Source organism: Superficieibacter electus (genome assembly GCF_002915575.1).
Lineage (GTDB): Bacteria > Pseudomonadota > Gammaproteobacteria > Enterobacterales > Enterobacteriaceae > Superficieibacter > Superficieibacter electus.
This window is the reverse complement of sequence record NZ_PQGD01000018.1, coordinates 20,963-42,317: the sequence shown is the minus strand read 5'-3', so window position 1 is coordinate 42,317 and position 21,355 is coordinate 20,963. Positions and strand designations below refer to the sequence as shown.

At 55.1% G+C, this 21,355-nt stretch carries 18 protein-coding genes; 5 read left to right on the top strand and 13 right to left on the bottom strand.

What is annotated here, in order from left to right; genetic code table 11:
* Positions 1-60 precede the first annotated feature (60 nt).
* Positions 61-2,205, top strand: coding sequence for a lysine decarboxylase CadA (gene cadA / locus CHU32_RS20230; RefSeq protein ID WP_103677732.1), 2,145 nt, complete (start codon positions 61-63; stop codon positions 2,203-2,205).
* A gap of 91 nt (positions 2,206-2,296) precedes the next feature.
* On the top strand, positions 2,297-3,742 hold the full coding sequence (locus CHU32_RS20225; RefSeq protein ID WP_103677671.1) for a POT-type proton-dependent oligopeptide transporter: 1,446 nt from the start codon (positions 2,297-2,299) through the stop codon (positions 3,740-3,742).
* Between the two features lie 173 nt (positions 3,743-3,915).
* Here the strand turns inward: CHU32_RS20225 and glnB are convergent, their stop codons facing one another.
* The 5 genes from glnB to purL all read right to left on the bottom strand — a co-directional run bounded on the left by glnB (position 3,916) and on the right by purL (position 12,602).
* On the bottom strand, positions 3,916-4,254 hold the full coding sequence (gene glnB / locus CHU32_RS20220) for a nitrogen regulatory protein P-II (protein ID WP_002438074.1): 339 nt from the start codon (positions 4,252-4,254) through the stop codon (positions 3,916-3,918).
* Between the two features lie 84 nt (positions 4,255-4,338).
* Positions 4,339-5,673, bottom strand: a complete 1,335-nt coding sequence (gene glrR, locus CHU32_RS20215) for a two-component system response regulator GlrR (RefSeq protein WP_305144193.1) — start codon at positions 5,671-5,673, stop codon at positions 4,339-4,341.
* Complete coding sequence (qseG, locus tag CHU32_RS20210; RefSeq protein WP_103677669.1) at positions 5,663-6,421, bottom strand: two-component system QseEF-associated lipoprotein QseG; 759 nt, start codon at positions 6,419-6,421, stop codon at positions 5,663-5,665. The genes glrR and qseG overlap by 11 nt, the downstream gene beginning before the upstream one ends.
* Positions 6,418-7,851, bottom strand: a complete 1,434-nt coding sequence (gene qseE, locus CHU32_RS20205; protein WP_103677668.1) for a two component system sensor histidine kinase QseE/GlrK — start codon at positions 7,849-7,851, stop codon at positions 6,418-6,420. Before qseE ends, qseG begins: the two co-directional genes overlap by 4 nt.
* Before the next feature lie 863 nt (positions 7,852-8,714).
* Positions 8,715-12,602, bottom strand: coding sequence for a phosphoribosylformylglycinamidine synthase (gene purL, locus CHU32_RS20195; RefSeq protein WP_103750921.1), 3,888 nt, complete (start codon positions 12,600-12,602; stop codon positions 8,715-8,717).
* Positions 12,603-12,860: 258 nt separating this feature from the next.
* Between purL and mltF the strand changes: the two genes are divergently transcribed.
* Positions 12,861-14,402 carry a membrane-bound lytic murein transglycosylase MltF gene (gene mltF / locus CHU32_RS20190; RefSeq protein ID WP_103677665.1) on the top strand — a complete coding sequence of 514 codons (1,542 nt, stop codon included), beginning with the start codon at positions 12,861-12,863 and terminating at the stop codon, positions 14,400-14,402.
* Here mltF and tadA read toward each other — a convergent pair.
* The 3 genes from tadA to murQ form a co-directional block, all read right to left on the bottom strand.
* Positions 14,399-14,941: a tRNA adenosine(34) deaminase TadA gene (gene tadA, locus CHU32_RS20185; protein WP_103677664.1), complete on the bottom strand. Its 543-nt coding sequence runs from the start codon at positions 14,939-14,941 to the stop codon at positions 14,399-14,401. The genes mltF and tadA overlap by 4 nt on opposite strands.
* A gap of 19 nt (positions 14,942-14,960) precedes the next feature.
* The gene (gene yfhb, locus CHU32_RS20180) at positions 14,961-15,596 is read right to left on the bottom strand and encodes a phosphatidylglycerophosphatase C (RefSeq protein WP_103677663.1); all 636 of its coding nucleotides are present in this window, start codon (positions 15,594-15,596) and stop codon (positions 14,961-14,963) included.
* A gap of 124 nt (positions 15,597-15,720) precedes the next feature.
* On the bottom strand, positions 15,721-16,623 hold the full coding sequence (gene murQ, locus CHU32_RS20175; protein ID WP_103677662.1) for an N-acetylmuramic acid 6-phosphate etherase: 903 nt from the start codon (positions 16,621-16,623) through the stop codon (positions 15,721-15,723).
* 106 nt (positions 16,624-16,729) lie between these two features.
* Between murQ and CHU32_RS20170 the strand changes: the two genes are divergently transcribed.
* Positions 16,730-17,578, top strand: a complete 849-nt coding sequence (locus CHU32_RS20170; protein ID WP_103677661.1) for a MurR/RpiR family transcriptional regulator — start codon at positions 16,730-16,732, stop codon at positions 17,576-17,578.
* A 56-nt stretch (positions 17,579-17,634) separates the two neighbouring features.
* A complete protein-coding gene (locus CHU32_RS20165) occupies positions 17,635-17,895 on the top strand; it encodes a YfhL family 4Fe-4S dicluster ferredoxin (RefSeq protein ID WP_103677660.1) in 261 nt (86 codons plus the stop codon).
* Here the strand turns inward: CHU32_RS20165 and acpS are convergent.
* Genes acpS through rnc form a run of 5 tightly spaced genes read right to left on the bottom strand, consistent with a single transcriptional unit; the run spans position 17,892 to position 21,350 of the window.
* Complete coding sequence (gene acpS / locus CHU32_RS20160) at positions 17,892-18,272, bottom strand: holo-ACP synthase (RefSeq protein ID WP_103677659.1); 381 nt, start codon at positions 18,270-18,272, stop codon at positions 17,892-17,894. The two genes, CHU32_RS20165 and acpS, sit on opposite strands and share 4 nt — an antisense overlap.
* Positions 18,272-19,003 (bottom strand): pyridoxine 5'-phosphate synthase, encoded by a 732-nt coding sequence (gene pdxJ / locus CHU32_RS20155; RefSeq protein WP_103677658.1) that lies wholly within the window; start codon positions 19,001-19,003, stop codon positions 18,272-18,274. The genes acpS and pdxJ overlap by 1 nt, the downstream gene beginning before the upstream one ends.
* A 45-nt stretch (positions 19,004-19,048) precedes the next feature.
* Complete coding sequence (gene recO / locus CHU32_RS20150) at positions 19,049-19,756, bottom strand: DNA repair protein RecO (RefSeq protein WP_103677657.1); 708 nt, start codon at positions 19,754-19,756, stop codon at positions 19,049-19,051.
* Between the two features lie 11 nt (positions 19,757-19,767).
* Positions 19,768-20,673, bottom strand: a complete 906-nt coding sequence (era, locus tag CHU32_RS20145) for a GTPase Era (protein ID WP_103677656.1) — start codon at positions 20,671-20,673, stop codon at positions 19,768-19,770.
* Positions 20,670-21,350: a ribonuclease III gene (rnc, locus tag CHU32_RS20140; RefSeq protein WP_103677655.1), complete on the bottom strand. Its 681-nt coding sequence runs from the start codon at positions 21,348-21,350 to the stop codon at positions 20,670-20,672. Before rnc ends, era begins: the two co-directional genes overlap by 4 nt.
* Positions 21,351-21,355 lie beyond the last annotated feature (5 nt).

Below are 21,355 nucleotides of genomic sequence, written 5' to 3'. Positions count from 1 at the left end.
CTCTTCACCTGCCACATCGTCGCGGGAAGGGCCTCCTTTATCTGGAATAAGACTATGTCTATGAACGTTATTGCCATCATGAATCACATGGGTGTCTATTTCAAAGAAGAGCCTATTCGTGAACTGCACCGCGCGCTGGAAGGCCTGAATTTCCGCATCGTTTACCCAAACGATCGTGAAGACCTGCTGAAACTGATTGAAAACAACGCCCGCCTCTGCGGTGTGATTTTCGACTGGGATAAATACAATCTTGAGCTGTGTGAAGAAATCAGCGCCCTGAATGAGTACATGCCGCTGTATGCTTTCGCTAACACCTACTCTACGCTCGACGTCAGCCTGAACGATCTGCGCATGCAGGTTCGCTTCTTCGAATATGCGCTTGGCGCGGCCGCCGATATCGCGGCAAAAATCCGCCAGAATACTGACGAATACATCGACACTATCCTGCCGCCGCTGACCAAAGCGCTGTTCAAATATGTTCGCGAAGGCAAATACACTTTCTGTACGCCGGGCCATATGGGCGGTACCGCCTTCCAGAAAAGCCCGGTTGGTAGCATTTTCTATGATTTCTTTGGCCCGAACACCATGAAATCCGACGTGTCGATTTCAGTGTCTGAGCTGGGTTCTCTGCTGGATCACACCGGCCCGCACAAAGAAGCCGAAGAGTATATCGCGCGCGTTTTTAACGCCGAACGTAGCTATATGGTGACTAACGGCACCTCAACTGCCAATAAAATTGTCGGCATGTACTCCGCCCCGGCAGGCAGCACCGTACTGATTGACCGTAATTGCCATAAGTCGCTGACCCATCTGATGATGATGAGCGACATTACGCCAATCTATTTCCGCCCGACGCGTAACGCCTACGGTATCCTTGGCGGTATTCCGCAGAGTGAATTCCAGCGCGCGACCATTGAAAAACGCGTCCAGGAAACCCCGAACGCCACCTGGCCAGTCCACGCGGTGATCACTAACTCCACCTATGACGGCCTGCTGTACAACACGGATTACATTAAGAAAACGCTGGATGTGAAATCCATTCACTTTGATTCCGCGTGGGTGCCCTACACCAACTTCTCGCCGATTTATGCCGGTAAATGCGGGATGAGCGGCGGTCGCGTTGAGGGCAAGGTTATCTATGAAACCCAGTCCACGCACAAACTGCTGGCGGCGTTCTCTCAGGCATCCATGATCCACGTTAAAGGTGACGTTAACGAAGAGACGTTTAACGAAGCCTTCATGATGCACACCACCACCTCTCCGCATTACGGCATCGTGGCCTCCACCGAAACTGCTGCGGCGATGATGAAAGGTAACGCCGGTAAGCGCCTGATCAACGGCTCGATTGAGCGGGCGATCAAATTCCGTAAAGAGATCAAACGCCTGAAAGGGGAATGCGACGGCTGGTTCTTTGACGTCTGGCAGCCGGAGCATATCGATGGCCCCGAATGCTGGCCGCTGCGCTCTGACAGCGCATGGCACGGCTTTAAAAATATCGATAACGAGCATATGTACCTCGATCCGATCAAAGTCACCCTGTTAATGCCGGGCATGAAGAAAGACGGCACCATGGACGACTTCGGTATTCCGGCAAGCCTGGTGGCAAAATACCTCGACGAGCGCGGCATCATTGTGGAAAAAACCGGCCCGTACAACCTGCTGTTCCTGTTCAGCATCGGTATTGATAAAACCAAGGCGCTGAGCCTGCTGCGCGCGCTGACCGAATTCAAACGCGCGTTTGACCTCAACCTGCGGGTGAAAAACATCCTGCCTTCGCTGTATCAGGACGCGCCGGAATTTTATGAAAATATGCGCATTCAGGAACTGGCGCAGGATATTCATAAATTGATCGCTCATCACGATCTGCCGGATCTGATGTTCCGCGCGTTTGAAGTGCTGCCGTCAATGGAAATGACCCCGTATGCCGCTTTCCAGAAAGAGCTGCACGGTGAAACCGAAGAGGTATACCTCGAAGAGATGGTCGGCCGGGTGAACGCCAACATGATCCTGCCGTATCCTCCTGGCGTTCCACTGGTCATGCCGGGCGAGATGATCACCGATGCCAGCCGTCCGGTGCTTGAGTTCCTGCAAATGCTCTGCGAAATCGGCGCGCATTATCCGGGCTTCGAAACCGATATCCACGGCGCATATCGTCAGGCGGATGGACGTTATACGGTTAAGGTACTGAAAGAGAATACAAAATAAGCTGAAAACGAAAGGGAAGCGGCCTGCCGCTTCCCTTTTTATCGACCATAACTTTTTCACCAGCAAGCATGTCAGGGTACAAGGAGACGACATGAAAACACCCTCACAACCGCGCGCGATTTATTACATCGTGGCGATTCAAATCTGGGAATACTTTAGCTTTTACGGCATGCGCGCCCTGCTCATCCTTTATCTCACTCATCAACTTGGCTTTACGGACAGCCATGCGATTGATCTCTTCAGCGCTTACGCCTCTCTGGTTTACGTGACCCCTATTATTGGCGGCTGGCTTGCCGACCGTGTGCTCGGTAATCGCACAGCGGTCGTTATTGGCGCATTACTCATGACGCTCGGCCATATTGTGCTCGGGCTGGGGTCAAATTCAGCGCAGAGTTTGTATCTCGCGCTGGCGATTATTATCTGCGGCTATGGCCTGTTTAAATCCAACATTAGCTGCCTGCTTGGCGAGCTGTATGCCCCGGATGATGCCCGGCGTGACGGCGGATTCTCACTGCTCTATGCTGCCGGGAATATCGGTTCTATCGCCGCCCCCATCGCCTGCGGGCTGGCGGCACAGTGGTATGGCTGGCATACCGGCTTTGCGCTGGCGGGTATCGGCATGTTCATTGGCCTGATGGTGTTTATCAGCGGCCATCGTTATTTTCGCCATACGCAGCAGGTTAACCGACCGGCGCTGCGTACGGTTAAATGTTCCCTGCCGGTCTGGAGCTGGCTGCTGCTGGCCCTGTGCATCGCGCCGGTGCTGTTTACGCTGCTGCTGAAATATAACGCCGCAGGTTATTTGTTAATGCTGGTCTGCGTTATTGCGACCGGGATCGTGACGCGGATTATGTTCACCTTTCCACAGCACCGGCGCGCGCTGTGGCAAATCGTTGCGCTGATGTTGACCGGCACATTGTTCTGGGTGCTGGCGCAGCAGGGTGGCAGCTCCATTAGTTTGTTTATCGATCGCTTCGTGGATCGTCACTGGCTAAATCTTGAGGTGCCGACAGCGCTATTTCAGTCGGTGAATGCGGTCGCGGTGATGGTCGCTGGTGGGGTTCTCGCCTGGCTGGTCAGCCCCGAATCTTCCGGTCTTCGCGTATGGCTAAAATTTGCGCTCGGGTTGGTGCTGATGGGCGCGGGTTTTATGCTGCTGGCGCTGAATGCGCACAGCGCTCAGTTACAAGGGCAGGCATCAATGGGCGTCATGATTGCCGGGCTGACACTGATGGGCTTTGCTGAACTGTTTATCGATCCGGTAGCCATGGCACAAATCACCCGGCTGAATTTGCCCGGCGTAACGGGCGTGCTGACGGGAATTTATATGCTGGCAACCGGGGCGGTCGCCAACTGGCTGGCGGGTGTTGTCGCTCAACAAACCACCGAATCACAAATCAGCGACGTTGCGGTGGCCGCTTACGGACGCTTTTTCGCACAGATGGGCGAGTGGACGTTGATTTGCGTGGTAGTAATGATTGCGGTCGTCGGCATCCGCTGGATTGGGTGCCGTGCGGTGCGGGTCCGCTGCCAGTAGCTATGGCGTGGCTATGCCCGGTGGCGCTGCGCTTACCGGGCCTGGATATTGCGACAACGCATTGATATAGCAGATTTTGTATGCCGGGTAAGGCGAAGCCGCCACCCGGCATAGTGCTTCGCAGCAAGAGTCAGGTGGTGGACAATGACTCTCGCCTTCCATCTGGCCACCTGTCAGATCGCTGCGTCGTCTTCTTCGCCGGTACGAATACGTACTACACGCGCTACGTCAAAGACAAAGATTTTACCGTCACCGATTTTACCGGTCTGCGCCGTGCGAATGATGGTGTCCACGCAGGTATCGACGATGTCATCGGTAACAACGATTTCAATTTTCACCTTCGGCAGAAAATCCACCATGTATTCCGCGCCACGGTAGAGTTCGGTATGGCCTTTTTGACGCCCAAACCCTTTGACTTCCGTGACGGTCATTCCGGTAATGCCGACTTCTGCCAGCGCTTCACGTACATCATCCAGCTTGAAAGGTTTGATTATCGCATCGATCTTTTTCATGGCGTTCCCTGAAAACGTTGTCTGATTTATTCGCGTAAACGGTTGCTCACCGTATCATATCTTAGTCCTGTAAAGCGCGACAAATTACTCTTTAAAATCGTTGGCATCCAGTTCATGCCGCGAGAGCAGTTTATAAAATTCAGTGCGGTTACGCCCGGCCATGCGTGCGGCATGGGTAACGTTACCTTTGGTAATTTGCAGTAGCTTACGCAGGTAGTTGAGTTCAAACTGGTTACGCGCATCGGCAAAGGTGGGTAGCGCCGTGTTTTCGCCTTCCAGCGCCTGTTCCACCAGCGCATCGCTGATCACCGGCGAAGAGGTCAGCGCCACACACTGTTCAATCACATTGACCAGTTGACGTACATTCCCGGGCCAGCTTGCGGTCATTAACCGCTTCATGGCATCGGTGGAGAAAGCGCGTACAAACGGCTTATGGCGATCGGCAGACAGCCGCAGCAAATGGTTCGCCAGTAGCGGAATGTCTTCGGTACGGGCAGCCAGCGTCGGGATCTTAAGGTTCACCACGTTCAGGCGGTAAAAGAGATCTTCACGAAACTCGCCGCGCGCCATCGCTTTTGGCAGGTCGCGATGGGTGGCGGAAATAATCCGCACGTCAATATCAAGATCGCGGTTGCTACCCAGCGGGCGGACTTTACGCTCCTGAAGCACGCGCAGCAGTTTGACCTGTAACGGGATGGGCATATCGCCAATTTCATCCAGGAACAGTGTTCCCCCCTCTGCCGCCTGGAACAGACCTTCACGATTGCTTACCGCGCCAGTAAACGCGCCCCGCGCATGGCCAAAAAGTTCAGACTCCAGCAGTTGTTCCGGCAGCGCACCGCAGTTAATCGCAATAAACGGTCGGCTACTGCGTGGGCTGGCGTTATGAATCGCCTGGGCAAAAACCTCTTTCCCGGTGCCGCTTTGACCGTTAATCAATACGCTCACGTCCGACTGGGCGACCATTCGCGCCTGTTCCAGCAGACGTAGCATCACCGGGCTACGAGTAACGATTGATTCCCGCCACCGTTCGTCGGTCGCGGGCGCTGAGTGCGCCAGCGCGTCGTTAATCGCTTTATACAGCGCGTCTTTATCTACCGGCTTGGTCAAAAAGCTGAACACCCCCTGACGGGTAGCGGCGACCGCATCGGGAATTGAGCCATGCGCGGTCAATATAATCACCGGCATGCCTGGCTGAACTTTCTGGATGCCAGCAAAGAGCTGCATGCCGTCCATCTCATCCATCCGCAGATCGCTAATCACCAGATCCACGTTCTCCCGATTAAGGACGCGTAATCCTTCCTGACCGCTTTCCGCCGTGACCACGCTGTACCCTTCGCTGGTCAGACGCATGCCCAGCAGTTTGAGCAGACCGGGATCGTCGTCGACCAGTAAAAGATGTGCAGGTTTACGGCTTATCATGGTTATCCTCGTCAGCAGACTGATTCTCTTTAGGCGCGACAGGTTTATCACCCGTATGGCTGGCGTCAGAATTAAGGTTGCCTGCAGGCTTACGGGAGGAGAGTTGACGTTCGATATCGGTCAGACTTTCCAGTTTACGGGCCGTTGTATCCAGCTGGCTTTGTAAATACTGCTGCTGTTGGCGCAGAGTATCCAGTTCTCCGTCGGTGGTTTGCTGCAGTTTACTGTAACGGTAACGCTCTTCTGAAAGCTGCAATTGCAACGCCTGGCTGTCGCGCCACAGTTGATACAAGGGTCGCACCTGGACCGGAATTTGCGGGCTGAGCGCATCCAGCCGGGTGACGCTATCGCGCCGTTCTACCGGGGTGATTTTAGCATTTGCTAACATGATGCCCCGCCTGAACGCATCCTGCCAGGTGTCATCGGAATAGGTTCGTGCTTCGGCTCTCGCCTGCTGTGGCGAGAGCCGCTCTGCGCAATCAATGCCGCGCAGCCAGTAAAGTGGATTCTTGTCGCTTTCTGCATTGCCTGTGCTCCAGATGTTGGGGCAATCCGTGGATAAAAAATCAGCGACCTGATGTTGAGGCGTTTTTTCCTCTGCTTTATCCGGAGTCCGGTGCGGTAAATGTGCAGAACACCCCGCCAATAGCAGACAAGATAACGGTAAAGCCCAAAAGTGACGGGTAAAAACGACGTGATTAAGACGTGCCAGAATGTGTGACATATTCACCAGATTTATATTCATTTTAGGTTGTCCGGCCCCGACACGGGAAGCTCAATGCGAAAACAGACGTCTCCCGTATTGTCATCGACGAGATGAAGCTCGCCATGCATTCTGCGAATACAATCGCGCGCGATACTTAGCCCCAGGCCGCTCCCTTTAACCGCGCCTTTACGCTGATGGCTGCCCTGATAAAAAGGCTCAAAAACCATTGCTTTTTCAGCCTCTGGGATCGGCGAACCCGTGTTGCAGACTTCAATACGTACCCGATGATCATAGCGTTGGCTACGAATACAAATGTTACCGGATTCATTACCATAGTGCACCGCATTCGAATAAAGATTATCCAGAACGGTGGTCAATAGCCCAGGTTCAGCCAGACAGGTGGGCGCATTGAGCATCACGCTGGTTGACATCATTTTTGCTCTCGCCGGAAGACTGTGCGCCGAGACCACTCTATCAACCAGTGGAGCAAGCTCTACATTGTCAAGTTCGATAGCGCTGTCTGCCAGCTGACGGTTGTAGTCAAGAAGCTGCTCAATCAGCTTTTGCAGGTTGCGGCTGCTGGCATCAAGGATATTAACCACTTCGGCCTGTTCAGCGGTCAGCGGCCCGACGACCTGATCCGCCAATAATTCGGTTCCTTCACGCATGCTGGCCAGCGGCGTTTTCAGTTCATGCGACAGATGGCGAAGAAACTGATGACGCTGCGCCTCCAGCCAGGACAGGCGCTCGCTCAGCCAGATAATTCGCTGGCCGACAGAACGTAATTCACGTGGACCATTAAACATCACCACATTATCCAGCGAACGCCCCTCCCCCAGACGATTGATCATACGCTCAATCCCTTTCACCGGTCCAATAATCATCCGGGTGAATAACAGCACCATCAGTAAACTGAGCAGAAATAAAATCAGCGCCTGCCAGCCAAAAAATTGTCCGCGTTCGGCGATTTCCTGCTGGAGTTGCTGACCGCGGGAAAATACCACGGCCCGCGTGGCTTGCACCATATCGGTATTGGCATTCGCAAAGGCCTCTAACTGACGGGCAGATTGAGTCGTTGGCCCGTTATTGAGGCACTGTAACTGAGCGAGTAGATTAAGATCCTGGCGCAGGATCTGATAAAGCTTATCATCAGGCAACACACCGGCGTGGGCATCCAGCATGTCGATATAGCGTTTACGCTGTCCCTGGTATACGCGCGCAAGCGTGGGATCGTCCAGCACGCAGTACTGGCGATAACTGCGCTCCATTTCCAGTGCTGCATTGGTCATTGCCTCACTGCGACGCGCATCAATTAACGTTGTACGGTTCGTTTGCGCGGCTTGTGCACTCAGCGCGTTCAGGCTTTGCCATGCCTGCCAGGCCAGCACCAGCAAGGGCAGCAGGATCAGCAGAAACGCCAGCATAACCAATTGTCGCAGAGAACGGGGAAAAATGGACCAGCGCTTCAAGATGTTACTCTCATCAGACCTGAATAAGGCGATGCTAACTGAGGCAGAAGGCAGATACAATAAAGCCGGGTATTAACCCGGCTTTATTATTAAATTAGGCGGTGCCTAACTCGACGTTTCGCCCGATGGTTGATAAAGCAATGCAATTATCAGTAGCTGGACGGCAGGCACCTTGTTGTGCGTCATTCGAGGTTTATGTAGCGCTTCCCGAAGGGGCTGACATAAGAAGGTGAATGAGCCACTGATGTATATTATGCAGCATGCGTGCCACATTTAAAATTTATTTGTTATTGTTATGTTTTAAAAGGGATTTATATCAAATACATGAATGCATCAGGATGATGCTTTTCCACGCAAAGTGTCGTCAAAAGACAACACGCATTTGTATCATTTTTTTAACACTATAAAATCAATAGGTTAAGTGTCGCCATTAAGCGACAGGCTTTAAACGCAATGTCGGGTTTTACAGACACCTTTTGCCGATCGAACTCACACTAAAAAGCCGGAAACAAGGTCCGGCTTCGGTTTGATAAGAGCGCTGATTATTGTAAAGTCCGGCGACGCGCTGTCGGGCAGGCGGCACCGACCACCCTCACCCCAGCCCTCTCCCTGAGGGAGAGGGAGCACTCCGTACATCCCCGTCGGCCCGGTAAGCGCAGAGTCGCCGGGCAGAGCGGCAATGACCACCCTCTCCCTGAGGGAGAGGGACCCCTCTCTCCCCCCCCCCGGCCGGCCCACGCGACGCCCCGCCGGGCAGGCGGCACTGGCCACCCTCACCCCGGCCCTCTCCCTGAGGGAGAGGGAGAACTCCGTCCCCCCCGTAGGCCCGTGCAAGCGCAGCGCCGCCGGGCAGAGCATTCAAATCACCCGAGCTGCTTACGCGCGTTGCGGAAAATACGCATCCACGGGCTGTCTTCGCCCCAGTTTTCCGGGTGCCAGGAGTTGCTGACGGTGCGGAAAACGCGTTCCGGGTGCGGCATCATCACGGTAACGCGACCGCTTTCGCTGGTGACGGCGGTGATACCGTTCGGCGAGCCATTCGGGTTTGCCGGATAGCTCTGCGTCACCTTACCGAAGTTGTCCACATAGCGCAGCGCAACCAGCCCTTTGCTTTCAAGCTGAGCCAGATGCGTCGCATCGCGGACTTCCACGCGCCCTTCCCCGTGTGAGACGGCAATCGGCATCTGCGAACCTACCATGCCCTGCAGCAGCAGCGACGGACTTTGCGTGACCTCCACCAGGCTGAAACGTGCTTCAAAGCGATCGGAATGGTTACGCACAAAGCGCGGCCACAGTTCGCTACCGGGGATCAGTTCGCGCAGGTTTGATATCATCTGGCAGCCGTTGCAGACGCCAAGCGCCAGCGTCTGCGGACGATGGAAGAAGGTTTCGAACTCATCACGCACGCGGCTGTTGAAGAGGATGGATTTCGCCCAGCCTTCACCGGCACCCAGCACATCGCCGTAGGAGAAACCACCGCAGGCAACCAGCGCCTGGAAGCTCTCCAGACCGGTACGCCCTGCCAGTAGATCGCTCATATGCACATCGATCGCATCAAAACCGGCGCGGTGGAAGGCGGCCGCCATTTCCACGTGGGAGTTAACGCCCTGCTCGCGCAATACCGCGATCTTAGGACGTGCGCCTGTCGCAATGTATGGCGCGGCGATATCATCATTGATATCAAAGGAGAGCTTAACGTTGAGGCCCGGATCGCTGTCGTTGCCTTTGGCTTCGTGTTCCTGATCGGCACATTCCGGATTGTCGCGCAGGCGCTGCATCTGCCAGGTCGTTTCTGCCCACCAAAGGCGCAGCGTGGTGCGGCTTTCGCTAAATACAGCCTGTTCACCAGAGGTGATGACAAACCGATCGCTGGCCACCGCCTGACCCAGATAGTGAACGCAATCACCGAGGCCATGGGCGTGTAGCACGCCTTCCACTGCCTCGCGCTCTGCTGCACGGACCTGAATGACCGCCCCCAGCTCTTCGTTGAACAGGGCAGCCAGTCGATCTTCACCCAGCGCGGCAATATCTGCCTCAACGCCACAGTGCCCGGCAAAGGCCATTTCCGCCAGCGTCACCAGCAATCCGCCGTCGGAGCGGTCATGGTAAGCCAGCAACTGGCGCGCCGCGACCAGCGCCTGAATGGCATCGTAAAAACCTTTAAGCTGCTCGACGCTGCGCACGTCGGCTGGCGTATTGCCCAGCTGACGATAAACCTGCGCCAGTGCCGTCGCGCCCAGTGCATTGTTACCTTTACCCAGGTCGATCAGCAGTAGGGCATTCTCTTCCACGACAAGCTGCGGCGTGATGGTCTGACGCACATCATCCACGCGGGCAAAGGCGGTGATCACCAGCGACAACGGTGAGGTCATTTCTCGCTGTTCACTGCCTTCCTGCCAGCGGGTTTTCATCGACATGGAGTCTTTACCCACCGGAATGGTCAACCCCAGCGCCGGACACAGCTCTTCGCCCACCGCTTTGACCGCTTCATACAGACCCGCGTCTTCGCCCGGATGTCCGGCGGCGGCCATCCAGTTGGCGGAGAGCTTGATGCGCTTGATGTCGCCAATTTGCGTCGCCGCAATGTTGGTCAGCGCTTCGCCAACCGCCAGCCGCGCAGAGGCGGCGAAATCCAGCAGCGCCACCGGCGCACGTTCGCCAAGCGACATGGCTTCGCCATAGTAGCTGTCGAGGCTGGCGGTGGTTACTGCGCAGTTAGCAACCGACACCTGCCAGGGGCCGACCATCTGATCGCGCGCGACCATGCCGGTGACGGTACGGTCACCAATGGTCACCAGGAAGGTTTTCTCGGCCACGGTCGGCAGATGAAGCACACGTTTTACCGCATCTGCAACGGTAATGCTCTGCCTGTCGAAAGCATCGCCTGCGGCTTTACGGGTCTGCACATCGCGGGTCATTTTCGGCGTTTTGCCCAGCAGAACGTCCAGCGGCAGATCGATGGGCTGGTTGTCAAAATGGCGGTCGTTCATGGTCAGATGCTGTTCGTCGGTTGCTTCCCCGATGACGGCATAAGGTGCACGCTCGCGCTGACACAGTGCGTCAAATAACGCCAACTGGTCAGCCGCTACCGCCAGCACATAGCGTTCCTGTGATTCGTTGCACCAGATTTCCAGCGGGCTCATTCCTGGCTCATCGCTGAGAACATCCCGCAGTTCAAATTTTCCGCCGCGCCCGCCATCGCTTACCAGCTCCGGCATGGCGTTAGACAAACCGCCCGCGCCGACATCATGAATAAAGAGGATCGGGTTGGCATCACCCAGTTGCCAGCAGCGGTCAATCACTTCCTGACAGCGGCGTTCCATCTCCGGGTTATCACGCTGTACGGACGCGAAATCAAGATCGGCATCAGACTGGCCGGAAGCCATAGATGAAGCTGCGCCGCCGCCGAGGCCGATGTTCATCGCCGGACCGCCGAGGACGATCAGTTTCGCGCCGACGGCGATCTCACCTTTCTGTACGTGATCGGCGCGGATGTTGCCGATCCCACCGGCCAGCATGATCGGCTTATGATAGCCGCGTAGCTCTTCACCGTTGTGGCTGTTGACCTTCTCTTCATAAGTACGGAAGTAGCCGTTCAGCGCCGGGCGACCAAATTCGTTGTTAAACGCCGCCCCGCCCAGCGGACCGTCGGTCATGATATCCAGCGCGGTGACAATGCGTTCCGGCTTGCCAAAATCTTCTTCCCACGGCTGTTCGAAGCCCGGAATACGTAAGTTTGAGACAGAAAACCCTACCAGTCCTGCTTTGGGTTTTGCACCTCGCCCGGTCGCGCCTTCATCACGGATCTCGCCGCCAGATCCGGTTGCCGCACCGGGCCACGGAGAAATGGCCGTCGGGTGGTTATGGGTTTCGACCTTCATCAGGATGTGTGCCGCTTCCTGGTGGAAGTCATAACGCCCGTTGTCGTGATCGGCGAAAAAGCGCCCGACATCGGAGCCTTCCATGACCGCGGCGTTGTCCTTATACGCTGACAGCACGTGATCCGGCGTCTGCTCAAAGGTATTTTTAATCATCTTAAACAGTGACTTAGGCTGCGCTTTACCGTCAATTACCCAGTCAGCGTTAAAGATTTTATGCCGGCAGTGCTCAGAGTTGGCCTGCGCGAACATGTACAGTTCGATGTCGTTCGGATTACGACCCAGACGGGTGAACGCATCGTGCAGATAATCGATTTCATCATCCGCCAGCGCCAGACCAAGCCGCTGATTAGCCTCAGTCAGCGCCTGACGCCCCTCCCCCAGGACATCGACACGGGTAACCGGCGTCGGCTGGTGATGCGCGAACAGTTTTTGCGCCTCTTCCTGCGAGGTAAAAACAGTTTCCATCATTCGATCGTGGAGTTCTGCGGCGACTGCCTGCCACTGCTCAGCGGTCAGTGTGGATGCTTCGACGTAATACGCCACGCCGCGTTCAAGGCGCTTAATTTGCTCTAAACCACAGTTGTGCGCGATATCCGTTGCTTTCGAAGACCAGGGAGAGATGGTGCCGGGACGCGGCGTCACCAGCAGCAGTTTTCCTGAAGGGGCATGGCTATTGAGGTGCGGACCGTAAGTCAGCAGCCGGGCAAGTTGGGCGTGCTCTTCCGCATTCAGCGGCGCACTCAGGTCGGCAAAATGGACATACTCAGCGTAAAGGGTGCTTACCGGCAGGTTGAACGCCTGAAAGCGTGCCAGCAGTTTATTTATTCGGAATGCCGACAGTGCAGGCGAACCACGCAGAATTTCCATCATAAGTCTCTCGTCTTCTCAGTGTTCAGTGTGCGCAAAGGGGGGAAAACGGGCGTCATTATAAAGAATAAGCCGTCATGACGAAACCGTTTGCGTAGAAATTAAATGTCTTTCAATTTTTAACATTCAGTGTGGCACAGGCGCTGAAAAAGTTGCCAGACGGCGCAATGTTAAGCAAAATGCCGCTCTTTCTGAAACATTCGTTCATATTATAAAGACCGTGAAGCAGCAGAAGAACACACGGAAAAGAGAACTAACTATTTGAAAAAATTAAAAATCAGTCATCCTTTTTGGGGCATTGCCACACTGCTACTGTTTGTCGCCCTGTCAGCCATGTTTATCTGGCATCACCGGCCGGAAAACCGGATTGCTGCCATTAAAGCGCGTGGGGAATTGCGGATTAGCACCATCACATCGCCGATGACCTACATCAACATTAACGGCAAGGTCGAAGGTTTTGATTATGAGCTGGCGCACCAGTTTGCCGACGAGCTTGGTGTCCGGCTGAAAGTGACGGTCAGACCAACGCCCGGGCAACTGTTTGACGATCTGGACAACGGCAGGGCCGATATCCTGGCGGCAGGCCTGGTCTGGAACAGTGAGCGGGCAAAACATTATCAGCCCGGTCCCCACTACTCTTCTGTTTCACAGCAACTGGTATACCGAGTGGGAAGTACGCGTCCGCGCTCACTGGCAGCCATCGCTGCTCACCAGTTGACTGTCGCACCGGGCCATGCGGTCATCAACGATCTGCGGGCATTAAAAGCACAGAAATTTCCGGACCTTAACTGGACGGTCGATGATAAACGGAATACGCAGACGCTTATGGAGGACGTGGTTGCCGGACGGATTGATTATACCATCGCCGATTCCAGCGCCATCAGTCTTTTCCAGCGCGTTCATCCGGAGCTGGCGGTCGCGCTGGATGTTACCGATGAGCAGCCCGTTACCTGGTTTAGCGTACAGGATGATGATAAAACGCTCGCCAGTGCCATGAAGATGTTCTTTAGCAAACCGGGGACGGAGGGCACCATCGCCCGGCTGGAAGAGAAATATCTCGGCCATGGTAAGGATTTTGACTATGTTGATACTCGCTCATTCCTGCGGGCAATTGACAGCACCCTGCCGGATTTCCAGCCGCTGTTTGAGAAGTATGCTGACAGTATTGACTGGCGCTTGCTGGCTGCCATTGCTTATCAGGAATCACACTGGGACCCGCTGGCAACGTCACCGACCGGCGTGCGTGGAATGATGATGCTGACCCGTAACACCGCGCAGAGCCTTGGCTTAAGCGATCGCACCGACGCCGAACAAAGCATCAGCGGCGGCATGCGCTACCTGCGGGAACTGATCGCCAAAGTACCGGAAACGGTGCCTGAAAATGAACGCATCTGGTTTGCGCTGGCCGCTTATAATATGGGCTACGCACATATGCTGGACGTCAGGGCACTCACCGCAAAGCAAAAGGGCAATCCGGATAGCTGGGCAGACGTCAAACAGCGCTTACCGTTGCTGACGCAGAAGTCCGTTTATAGCAATCTGACCTACGGATATGCGCGGGGGCATGAAGCCTACGCCTTCGTGGAAAATATCCGTAAATATCAAATCAGCCTGGTAGGCTATTTGCTGGAGAAAGAGCAGATAACGGAAAAAGCGCTTCAACTTGCGCGGGCGTATCCGGTCGTTGCTCCTGATACGCTGACGCAGGAAGTGCCGCCGGTCGTCCCGTTCTTATCGATGCTCAACGACGGGAACGGTCCTCACTCAAAAACACCGTTACTGACAGAAGGTGTGCGGCGTTAATCCTGGCTTTTTTCCGCCTGCCTGAGCGCTTTTTTGACCTGCCGACGATGGCGAAAAAAATCGCTCAGGAGCGCGGCACACTCTTCTCCCAGTACGCCTTCGGTAAATTCAACCCGGTGATTCATGCCGGGGTGGTGCAGCACATCGATGAGCGATCCGGCCGCACCGGTTTTGGCGTCCCGCGCGCCAAAAACCAGTTGCCCGATACGGCTATGGACCATTGCCCCGGCGCACATCACGCAGGGCTCCAGCGTTACGTACAGCGTGGTATCAATCAGACGATAGTTCTGTAGTACCAGCCCGCCCTGGCGCAGGGCCATGATTTCGGCATGCGCGGTGGGATCGTGACGGCCTATCGGACGGTTCCAGCCCTCGCCGATGACCCGATTGTCATGCACCAGTACCGCGCCGACCGGCACCTCGCCCTCATCCCAGGCGCGTTGAGCCAGCGTCAACGCATGGCGCATCCAGTGTTCATGGTTCAATTCGTGGTTGGACAAAGCGGGTACTCCTGCGAGAAAACGGGGCGCATTATACACAGCCGTTATCCTTTACACATCATTCGAGTTGCTGAAGTGTACCCAGTGGCGTCACGCGCCAGCGATGCTGGCAGAAATAGAGTAACGGGTTATCCTGCTTACTGTCGCTATAGCCGCTGTAAAGACGCAGCGGCGTGCCGATGCGGCGCTCAAGCTGGGCGACCTTTTCATGGCCCAGGCAGCGCATCGTCAGCACCCAGCCGCCGTTACGTCGGGTGATCTGACTGGCAATAAGATTAACACGCGGTAACCACGGCGTATCAATATAAACCTGCTCCACCAGCGGCTGCGGCGACCCGGTGATTAGCCAGACGTCAGCATCGGTACTGGTCAGGTATTCCGTTAATCGATTATGTACCACCGGAAATGCCGTGACATGCTGGCGAAACCAGGCGACAAACTGGCTCTCGAGGCGTTTCAGACGTGCTTCACTGTGACCAAAGGTGCAGCCCCATAACAGCAGACTCATCGGCCAGCGGGCGGCACGGCCTTTAACCAGTAGCGCGACGCCAATAACAGGAAGTAAAGGCAGGACGAGCAGCGCGTTTAACGGTTGATGCCGCAACAGGTAGCGCAGAAAGCTGCCGAACATATCCTGCTGATGCAGCGTTCCATCAAGATCAAAAAATACCACACGACGCTCGTTAGTTGCCAAACCTTACTCCTCAGGATGTTAAGCTCCGATCGCCTGGCCGTACTATGCCAGGCGGTTATTACTTTATTTAGCCTAACAGATAGATTCTGATTTTTCCGGTCCCGGGCGTCATAACGTCCTGCACTCAGTCATGTGCGGCTTCCAGCGCGGCGCGTAAAAAGCCATGATGCTGGTCGAGTCTGGCGCGCGCGCGCGGTGCGTCAAGACCGGTCAGCACCATCAGAATCGCCGGTTTGACATCATGATCGGTCTGCTGGAGCACCTGTTCTGCCTGCTCACGTTCAATACCGGTGGCTTCCATCAGCATCCTGCAGGCGCGATCGACGAGCTTGATATTGGTCGCTTTCATATCCACCATCAGGTTCTGATACACCTTACCGAACTTCACCATTGCTCCGGTGGAGATCATATTCAGCACCATTTTTTGCGCCGTACCGGACTTAAGCCGCGTGGAGCCGGTCAGCGCTTCCGGCCCGACCAGCGGTGAGATAGCAATAGCTGCCTCGCTGGCAATCGGCGAGGCCGGGTTACAGGAAACCGCCACGGTCGTGCACCCGCTGGCGTTTGCAAAGCGCAGCCCGCCAATCACATACGGTGTACGACCAGAGGCAGCAATACCGACGACCAAATCTGCTGGGGTTAAATGGAGCGCTTTAAGGTCATCCTCGCCGAGCTGGAGGCTGTCTTCTGCCCCTTCGACCGCTTTCAACAATGCGCCAGGCCCACCGGCAATCAGCCCCACCACCAGACCGTGCGGTACACCGAAGGTCGGCGGACATTCGGAGGCATCCAGCACCCCCAGCCGTCCACTGGTACCCGCGCCCATATAAATGATGCGTCCTCCGGCCTGTAACGCGGCGGCGGCGGCATCAACCGCCTTTGCCACGTCGTCCAGCACCGCGGCCACTGCCGGGGCCACCCGCGCATCTTCCTGATTGAGTAACTCCACCATTTCACGCGTGGAGACTCCATCCAGCGCCATTGTCCGCGCATTGCGCGTCTCAGAAATCAGTGAGCCAAGATTCATTTTGTCCCTCCAGAATATTTAATTCATAATAACCTGATTATTTTGGAATATAATATTCGTACAGGCGAGCTTTTTTGTCTGCGTTATCCTGACTGCTGGAGAAGTTATGCACTGTTTGAGCCGTATCCGTCAGCGTTATCCGGCACTGGCCCAAAGCGATAAAAAACTGGCGGATTTTTTACTCTCCCGGCCTGAAGAGGCCCGCCATTTCAGCTCACAGCAACTTGCGCAGGAGGCGGGGGTCAGCCAGTCCAGCGTAGTTAAATTCGCGCAAAAAATGGGTTATAAGGGTTTCCCGGCACTTAAACTGGCTATCAGCGAAGCGCTGGCCAGTCACCCTCCTGCGCGTTCATTACCGGTTCATAATCATATTCGCGGTGACGATCCGCTTCGCCTGGTAGGTGAAAAACTGATCGCCGAAAAACTGGCTGCCATGCATGCCTCTCTGGATATCAACAGTGAAGATAAGCTGCTGGAAAGCGTACAGATGCTGCGCGATGCACGGCGGATCATTGTGACGGGTATTGGCGCATCCGGTCTGGTGGCAAGAAATTTCGGCTGGAAGCTGCTAAAGATTGGTCTTAACGCCACAATAGAGCTGGATATGCATGCCCTGCTTGCGGTGGTTCAGGCCATGTCGCCCGACGATCTTTTACTCCCAATTTCTTACAGCGGCGAACGGCGCGAAATTTGCCTTGCCGCTGACGAAGCCCATCGTGTCGGTGCAAAAGTATTTGCTATTACCGGTTTTACATTGAATACGCTTCAGCAACGTGCGTCTCATAGCCTTTATACCATCGCAGAAGAACACGCCACCCGCAGCGCCGCTATTTCTTCGACCAGCGCGCAGATGCTGCTGACCGATTTGCTGTTTATGGCGCTGGTGCAGCAGGATCTGGAGCATGCCCCGAATCACATTCGTCAGAGCGAGGCGCTGGTAAAAAAACTGGTTTGAGCAAAAGATCGGCGTATAATGCCCGCCCTGTTTGTGTTGCTTCTGAGAATTTCCTGATGGCGCTGTTAATTACCAAAAAATGCATTAATTGCGATATGTGCGAACCCGAATGCCCTAACGAGGCCATTTCAATGGGTGACAGCATCTATGTAATTAACAGCGAGCGCTGCACCGAATGCGTGGGGCATTATGAAACGCCCACCTGTCAGAAGGTGTGCCCGATCCCTAATACTATCCTGAAAGATCCGGCACACATTGAAAACGAAGAACAGCTATGGGACAAGTTTGTGCTGATGCACCACGCGGATAAAATCTAACGTTCAATGATTACCGTGGCACAGGCGTAATGACGTTCATCGGCAAGCGTCACATGCGTTGAGGTGACGCCCATTGCCTCAGCAAGGCGTAGTGCTTCTCCCCATAATCGCAAACGCGGTTTTCCCAACTCGTCGTTGTAAACTTCAAACTGATTAAATGCCAGACCATTGCGAATGCCGGTACCAAAAGCCTTCGCCGCGGCTTCTTTGACCGCGAAACGCTTAGCCAGAAAACGCACCGGTTGCTGGTGCGCCTCCCAGATAGCCCACTCGTTATCGCTAAGTACGCGTCGTGCCAGACGATCGCCACTACGGGAGATAACGGCTTCAATACGGGCTATCTCTACGATATCCGTGCCTAAGCCAAGAATAGCCATTACCGGCGCGCTTCCTGCATCAGGCGTTTCATTTCCGCCACCGCGTCTTTAAGCCCACTCATTACCGCACGGCCAATAATCGCGTGACCGATGTTAAGCTCATGCATTTCCGGCAGCGCGGCGATGGCCTGCACGTTGTGGTAGGTCAGCCCATGACCGGCGTTAACTTTCAGGCCCAGGCTGGCGGCATAGGTTGCCGCGCGGGCGATACGCTCAAGCTCCCGAGCGCGATCAGCGTCATTCTCCGCATCGGCATAGCAGCCGGTATGAATTTCAATATAAGGTGCGCCAACTTCCGCTGCGGCTTTGATTTGCTCATTGTCGGCATCAATAAACAGGGAGACCTGAATGCCGGCACTGGCCAGGCGCTGGCAGGCGTCACGCATTTTGTCACGCTGTCCGGCAACGTCCAGCCCGCCTTCGGTAGTCACTTCCTGGCGTTTTTCCGGCACCAGGCAGCAGAAATGCGGCCTGGTTTCACAGGCAATGGTCAGCATCTCTTCGGTGACGGCCATTTCCAGATTCATACGGGTATCAAGCGTCTGACGCAGTAGCCGGACGTCGCGGTCGGTAATATGGCGGCGATCTTCGCGCAGATGAACAGTAATGCCGTCCGCCCCCGCCTGCTCGGCAATAAATGCCGCCTGAACAGGGTCCGGATACGCCGTGCCGCGCGCGTTACGTAATGTGGCAATGTGGTCAATGTTGACGCCTAATAGTAAATCAGCCATGACAGAGTCCTTAATTTTCTTCCAGTCAGAATCTTTACAAGGTCGTTAGCGCTTCGGCATAAACTGGCGAAACAGCTCCCGGCTTTTTAACGGTTTGCCGCCAAGATACGGCTTGAGCGCCATGCGGGTAAAGCGTTTCGCAGCGCGCAGGGTATCGGCATCAGGAAATTCCCGGCTGGCCAGCGCTCTAAGATGGTGGCCGGTAAAGGTATTGTTATCAATGACCACGCTGGCAATAAAGCCTTTTTCTTCCCGGTAGCGGTAGGTCATGGTTTCTTCAACCGGTTCTCCCGTCCCCGCGCAGTGCAGAAAATCCAGGCCGTAGCCCAGGTGGCCGAGCAGCGCCAGTTCAAAACGCCGCAGCGCGGGTTCAGGCGACCCGGTCGCGCCCGCCAGCGCCTGGAGGCAGTGCAGGTAATCAAAGAAGAGTTCAGAGAAGCGCGTTTCCTGTTCCAGCACGCGCGAGATAAGCTCATTAACGTACAGGCCGCTATAGAGCGTGATACCGCTTAAGGGAAGTGCCAGAGAGACCGCTTCGGCGCTGCGCAGGGTTTTGACGTCACCCCGGCCGCCAAAGCGCACCAGCAGCGGGGTAAAGGGTTGAAGCGCGCCTTTGAGACTGGAACGCTTCGCGCGCGCGCCTTTAGCGACCAGACGCACGCGGCCCGATTCTTCCGTGAAGACGTCCAGCATCAGGCTGGTTTCGCTCCAGGGACGACTATGCAGAACAAATGCGCGCTGCCAGCCTTCCATCGGGTTAGCTCTTACAGGTCGTCCACGTAGCCGAGGCTACGCAACGCGCGCTCGTCATCGGCCCAGCCGGATTTCACTTTCACCCACAGTTCAAGATGTACTTTGGCTTCAAACATCTCTTCCATGTCTTTACGGGCTTCGATACCGATGGTTTTGATTTTGGCCCCTTTGTTGCCAATAACCATCTTCTTCTGCCCTTCGCGCTCAACGAGGATCAGACCGTTGATATCATAGCCGCCACGCTCGTTGGTAATAAAGCGCTCGATTTCTACCGTTACCGAGTAAGGCAGTTCGGCACCGAGAAAACGCATCAGTTTTTCACGGATGATTTCCGAGGCCATAAAGCGCTGCGAGCGATCGGTGATGTAATCTTCCGGGAAGTGATGAATGGCTTCCGGCAAATGTTTGCGCACGATCCCGGCGACGGTATCAACGTTCATGCCGGTTTCTGCGGACATCGGCACGATGTCGAGGAAATTCATCTGGCTGGCGAGGAATTGCAGGTGCGGCAGCAGATCGGCCTTTTCCTGCACGTTATCTACTTTGTTCACCGCCAGAATGACCGGCGCTTTACCGTCACGCAGCTTGTTAAGGACCATTTCGTCATCCGGCGTCCAGCGCGTGCCTTCCACCACGAAAATCACCAGTTCCACATCGCCAATTGAACTGCTGGCCGCTTTGTTCATCAGGCGGTTGATGGCGCGTTTTTCTTCCATGTGCAGACCGGGAGTATCGACATAAATTGCCTGATACGGCCCTTCAGTATGGATACCGACAATGCGGTGACGAGTGGTCTGCGCCTTGCGGGAGGTGATCGAAATCTTCTGTCCCAGCAAGTTGTTTAACAGCGTCGATTTGCCAACGTTCGGACGGCCTACGATGGCCACAAACCCACAATAACTTTTTTCTTCGCTCATTCCAGCTCCAGTTTTTTCAGCGCCTGTTCGGCGGCAGCCTGCTCCGCCTTACGACGGCTGGAACCTGTGCCAACCACCGGTTCACTCAGGCCGCTGACCTGGCAGTGGATAGTAAATTCCTGATCGTGGGCTTCGCCCCGGACCTGTACCACCAAATAAGACGGCAGAGGTAAGTGACGGCCCTGTAAATATTCCTGTAAACGCGTTTTTGGATCTTTTTGCTTATCGCCTGGGCTGATTTCGTCCAGACGAGTCTGGTACCAGCTCAGAATCAGTTTCTCGACGTTCTGGATATCGCTATCGAGAAAAACCCCGCCGATTAATGCTTCGACCGTATCTGCAAGAATAGATTCCCGACGAAAGCCGCCGCTTTTCAGCTCGCCCGGCCCCAGACGCAGGCATTCGCCCAGTTCGAATTCACGGGCAATTTCAGCCAGCGTATTGCCGCGCACAAGCGTGGCACGCATCCGGCTCATATCACCCTCATCCACGCGGGGAAAGCGGTGATAAAGCGCGTTAGCAATGACGTAACTTAAAATAGAGTCGCCAAGAAATTCCAGACGCTCATTGTGTTTACTACTGGCGCTACGATGCGTTAACGCCTGCTGCAACAATTCCTGATGATGAAAAGTGTAGCCCAGCTTCCGTTGAAGCCGATTAATTACGATGGGGTTCATGCGAT

Bases quoted from the DNA above. Each gene is read 5' to 3' on its own strand.
- pdxJ (WP_103677658.1), bottom strand. From the start codon at position 19,003: ATGGCTGATTTACTATTAGGCGTCAACATTGACCACATTGCCACATTA.
- acpS (WP_103677659.1), bottom strand. From the start codon at position 18,272: ATGGCTATTCTTGGCTTAGGCACGGATATCGTAGAGATAGCCCGTATT.
- rnc (WP_103677655.1), bottom strand. From the start codon at position 21,350: ATGAACCCCATCGTAATTAATCGGCTTCAACGGAAGCTGGGCTACACT.
- recO (WP_103677657.1), bottom strand. From the start codon at position 19,756: ATGGAAGGCTGGCAGCGCGCATTTGTTCTGCATAGTCGTCCCTGGAGC.
- purL (WP_103750921.1), bottom strand. From the start codon at position 12,602: ATGATGGAAATTCTGCGTGGTTCGCCTGCACTGTCGGCATTCCGAATA.
- era (WP_103677656.1), bottom strand. From the start codon at position 20,673: ATGAGCGAAGAAAAAAGTTATTGTGGGTTTGTGGCCATCGTAGGCCGT.
- CHU32_RS20225 (WP_103677671.1), top strand. From the start codon at position 2,297: ATGAAAACACCCTCACAACCGCGCGCGATTTATTACATCGTGGCGATT.
- CHU32_RS20170 (WP_103677661.1), top strand. From the start codon at position 16,730: ATGCACTGTTTGAGCCGTATCCGTCAGCGTTATCCGGCACTGGCCCAA.
- glnB (WP_002438074.1), bottom strand. From the start codon at position 4,254: ATGAAAAAGATCGATGCGATAATCAAACCTTTCAAGCTGGATGATGTA.
- murQ (WP_103677662.1), bottom strand. From the start codon at position 16,623: ATGAATCTTGGCTCACTGATTTCTGAGACGCGCAATGCGCGGACAATG.
- cadA (WP_103677732.1), top strand. From the start codon at position 61: ATGAACGTTATTGCCATCATGAATCACATGGGTGTCTATTTCAAAGAA.
- CHU32_RS20165 (WP_103677660.1), top strand. From the start codon at position 17,635: ATGGCGCTGTTAATTACCAAAAAATGCATTAATTGCGATATGTGCGAA.
- qseG (WP_103677669.1), bottom strand. From the start codon at position 6,421: ATGAATATAAATCTGGTGAATATGTCACACATTCTGGCACGTCTTAAT.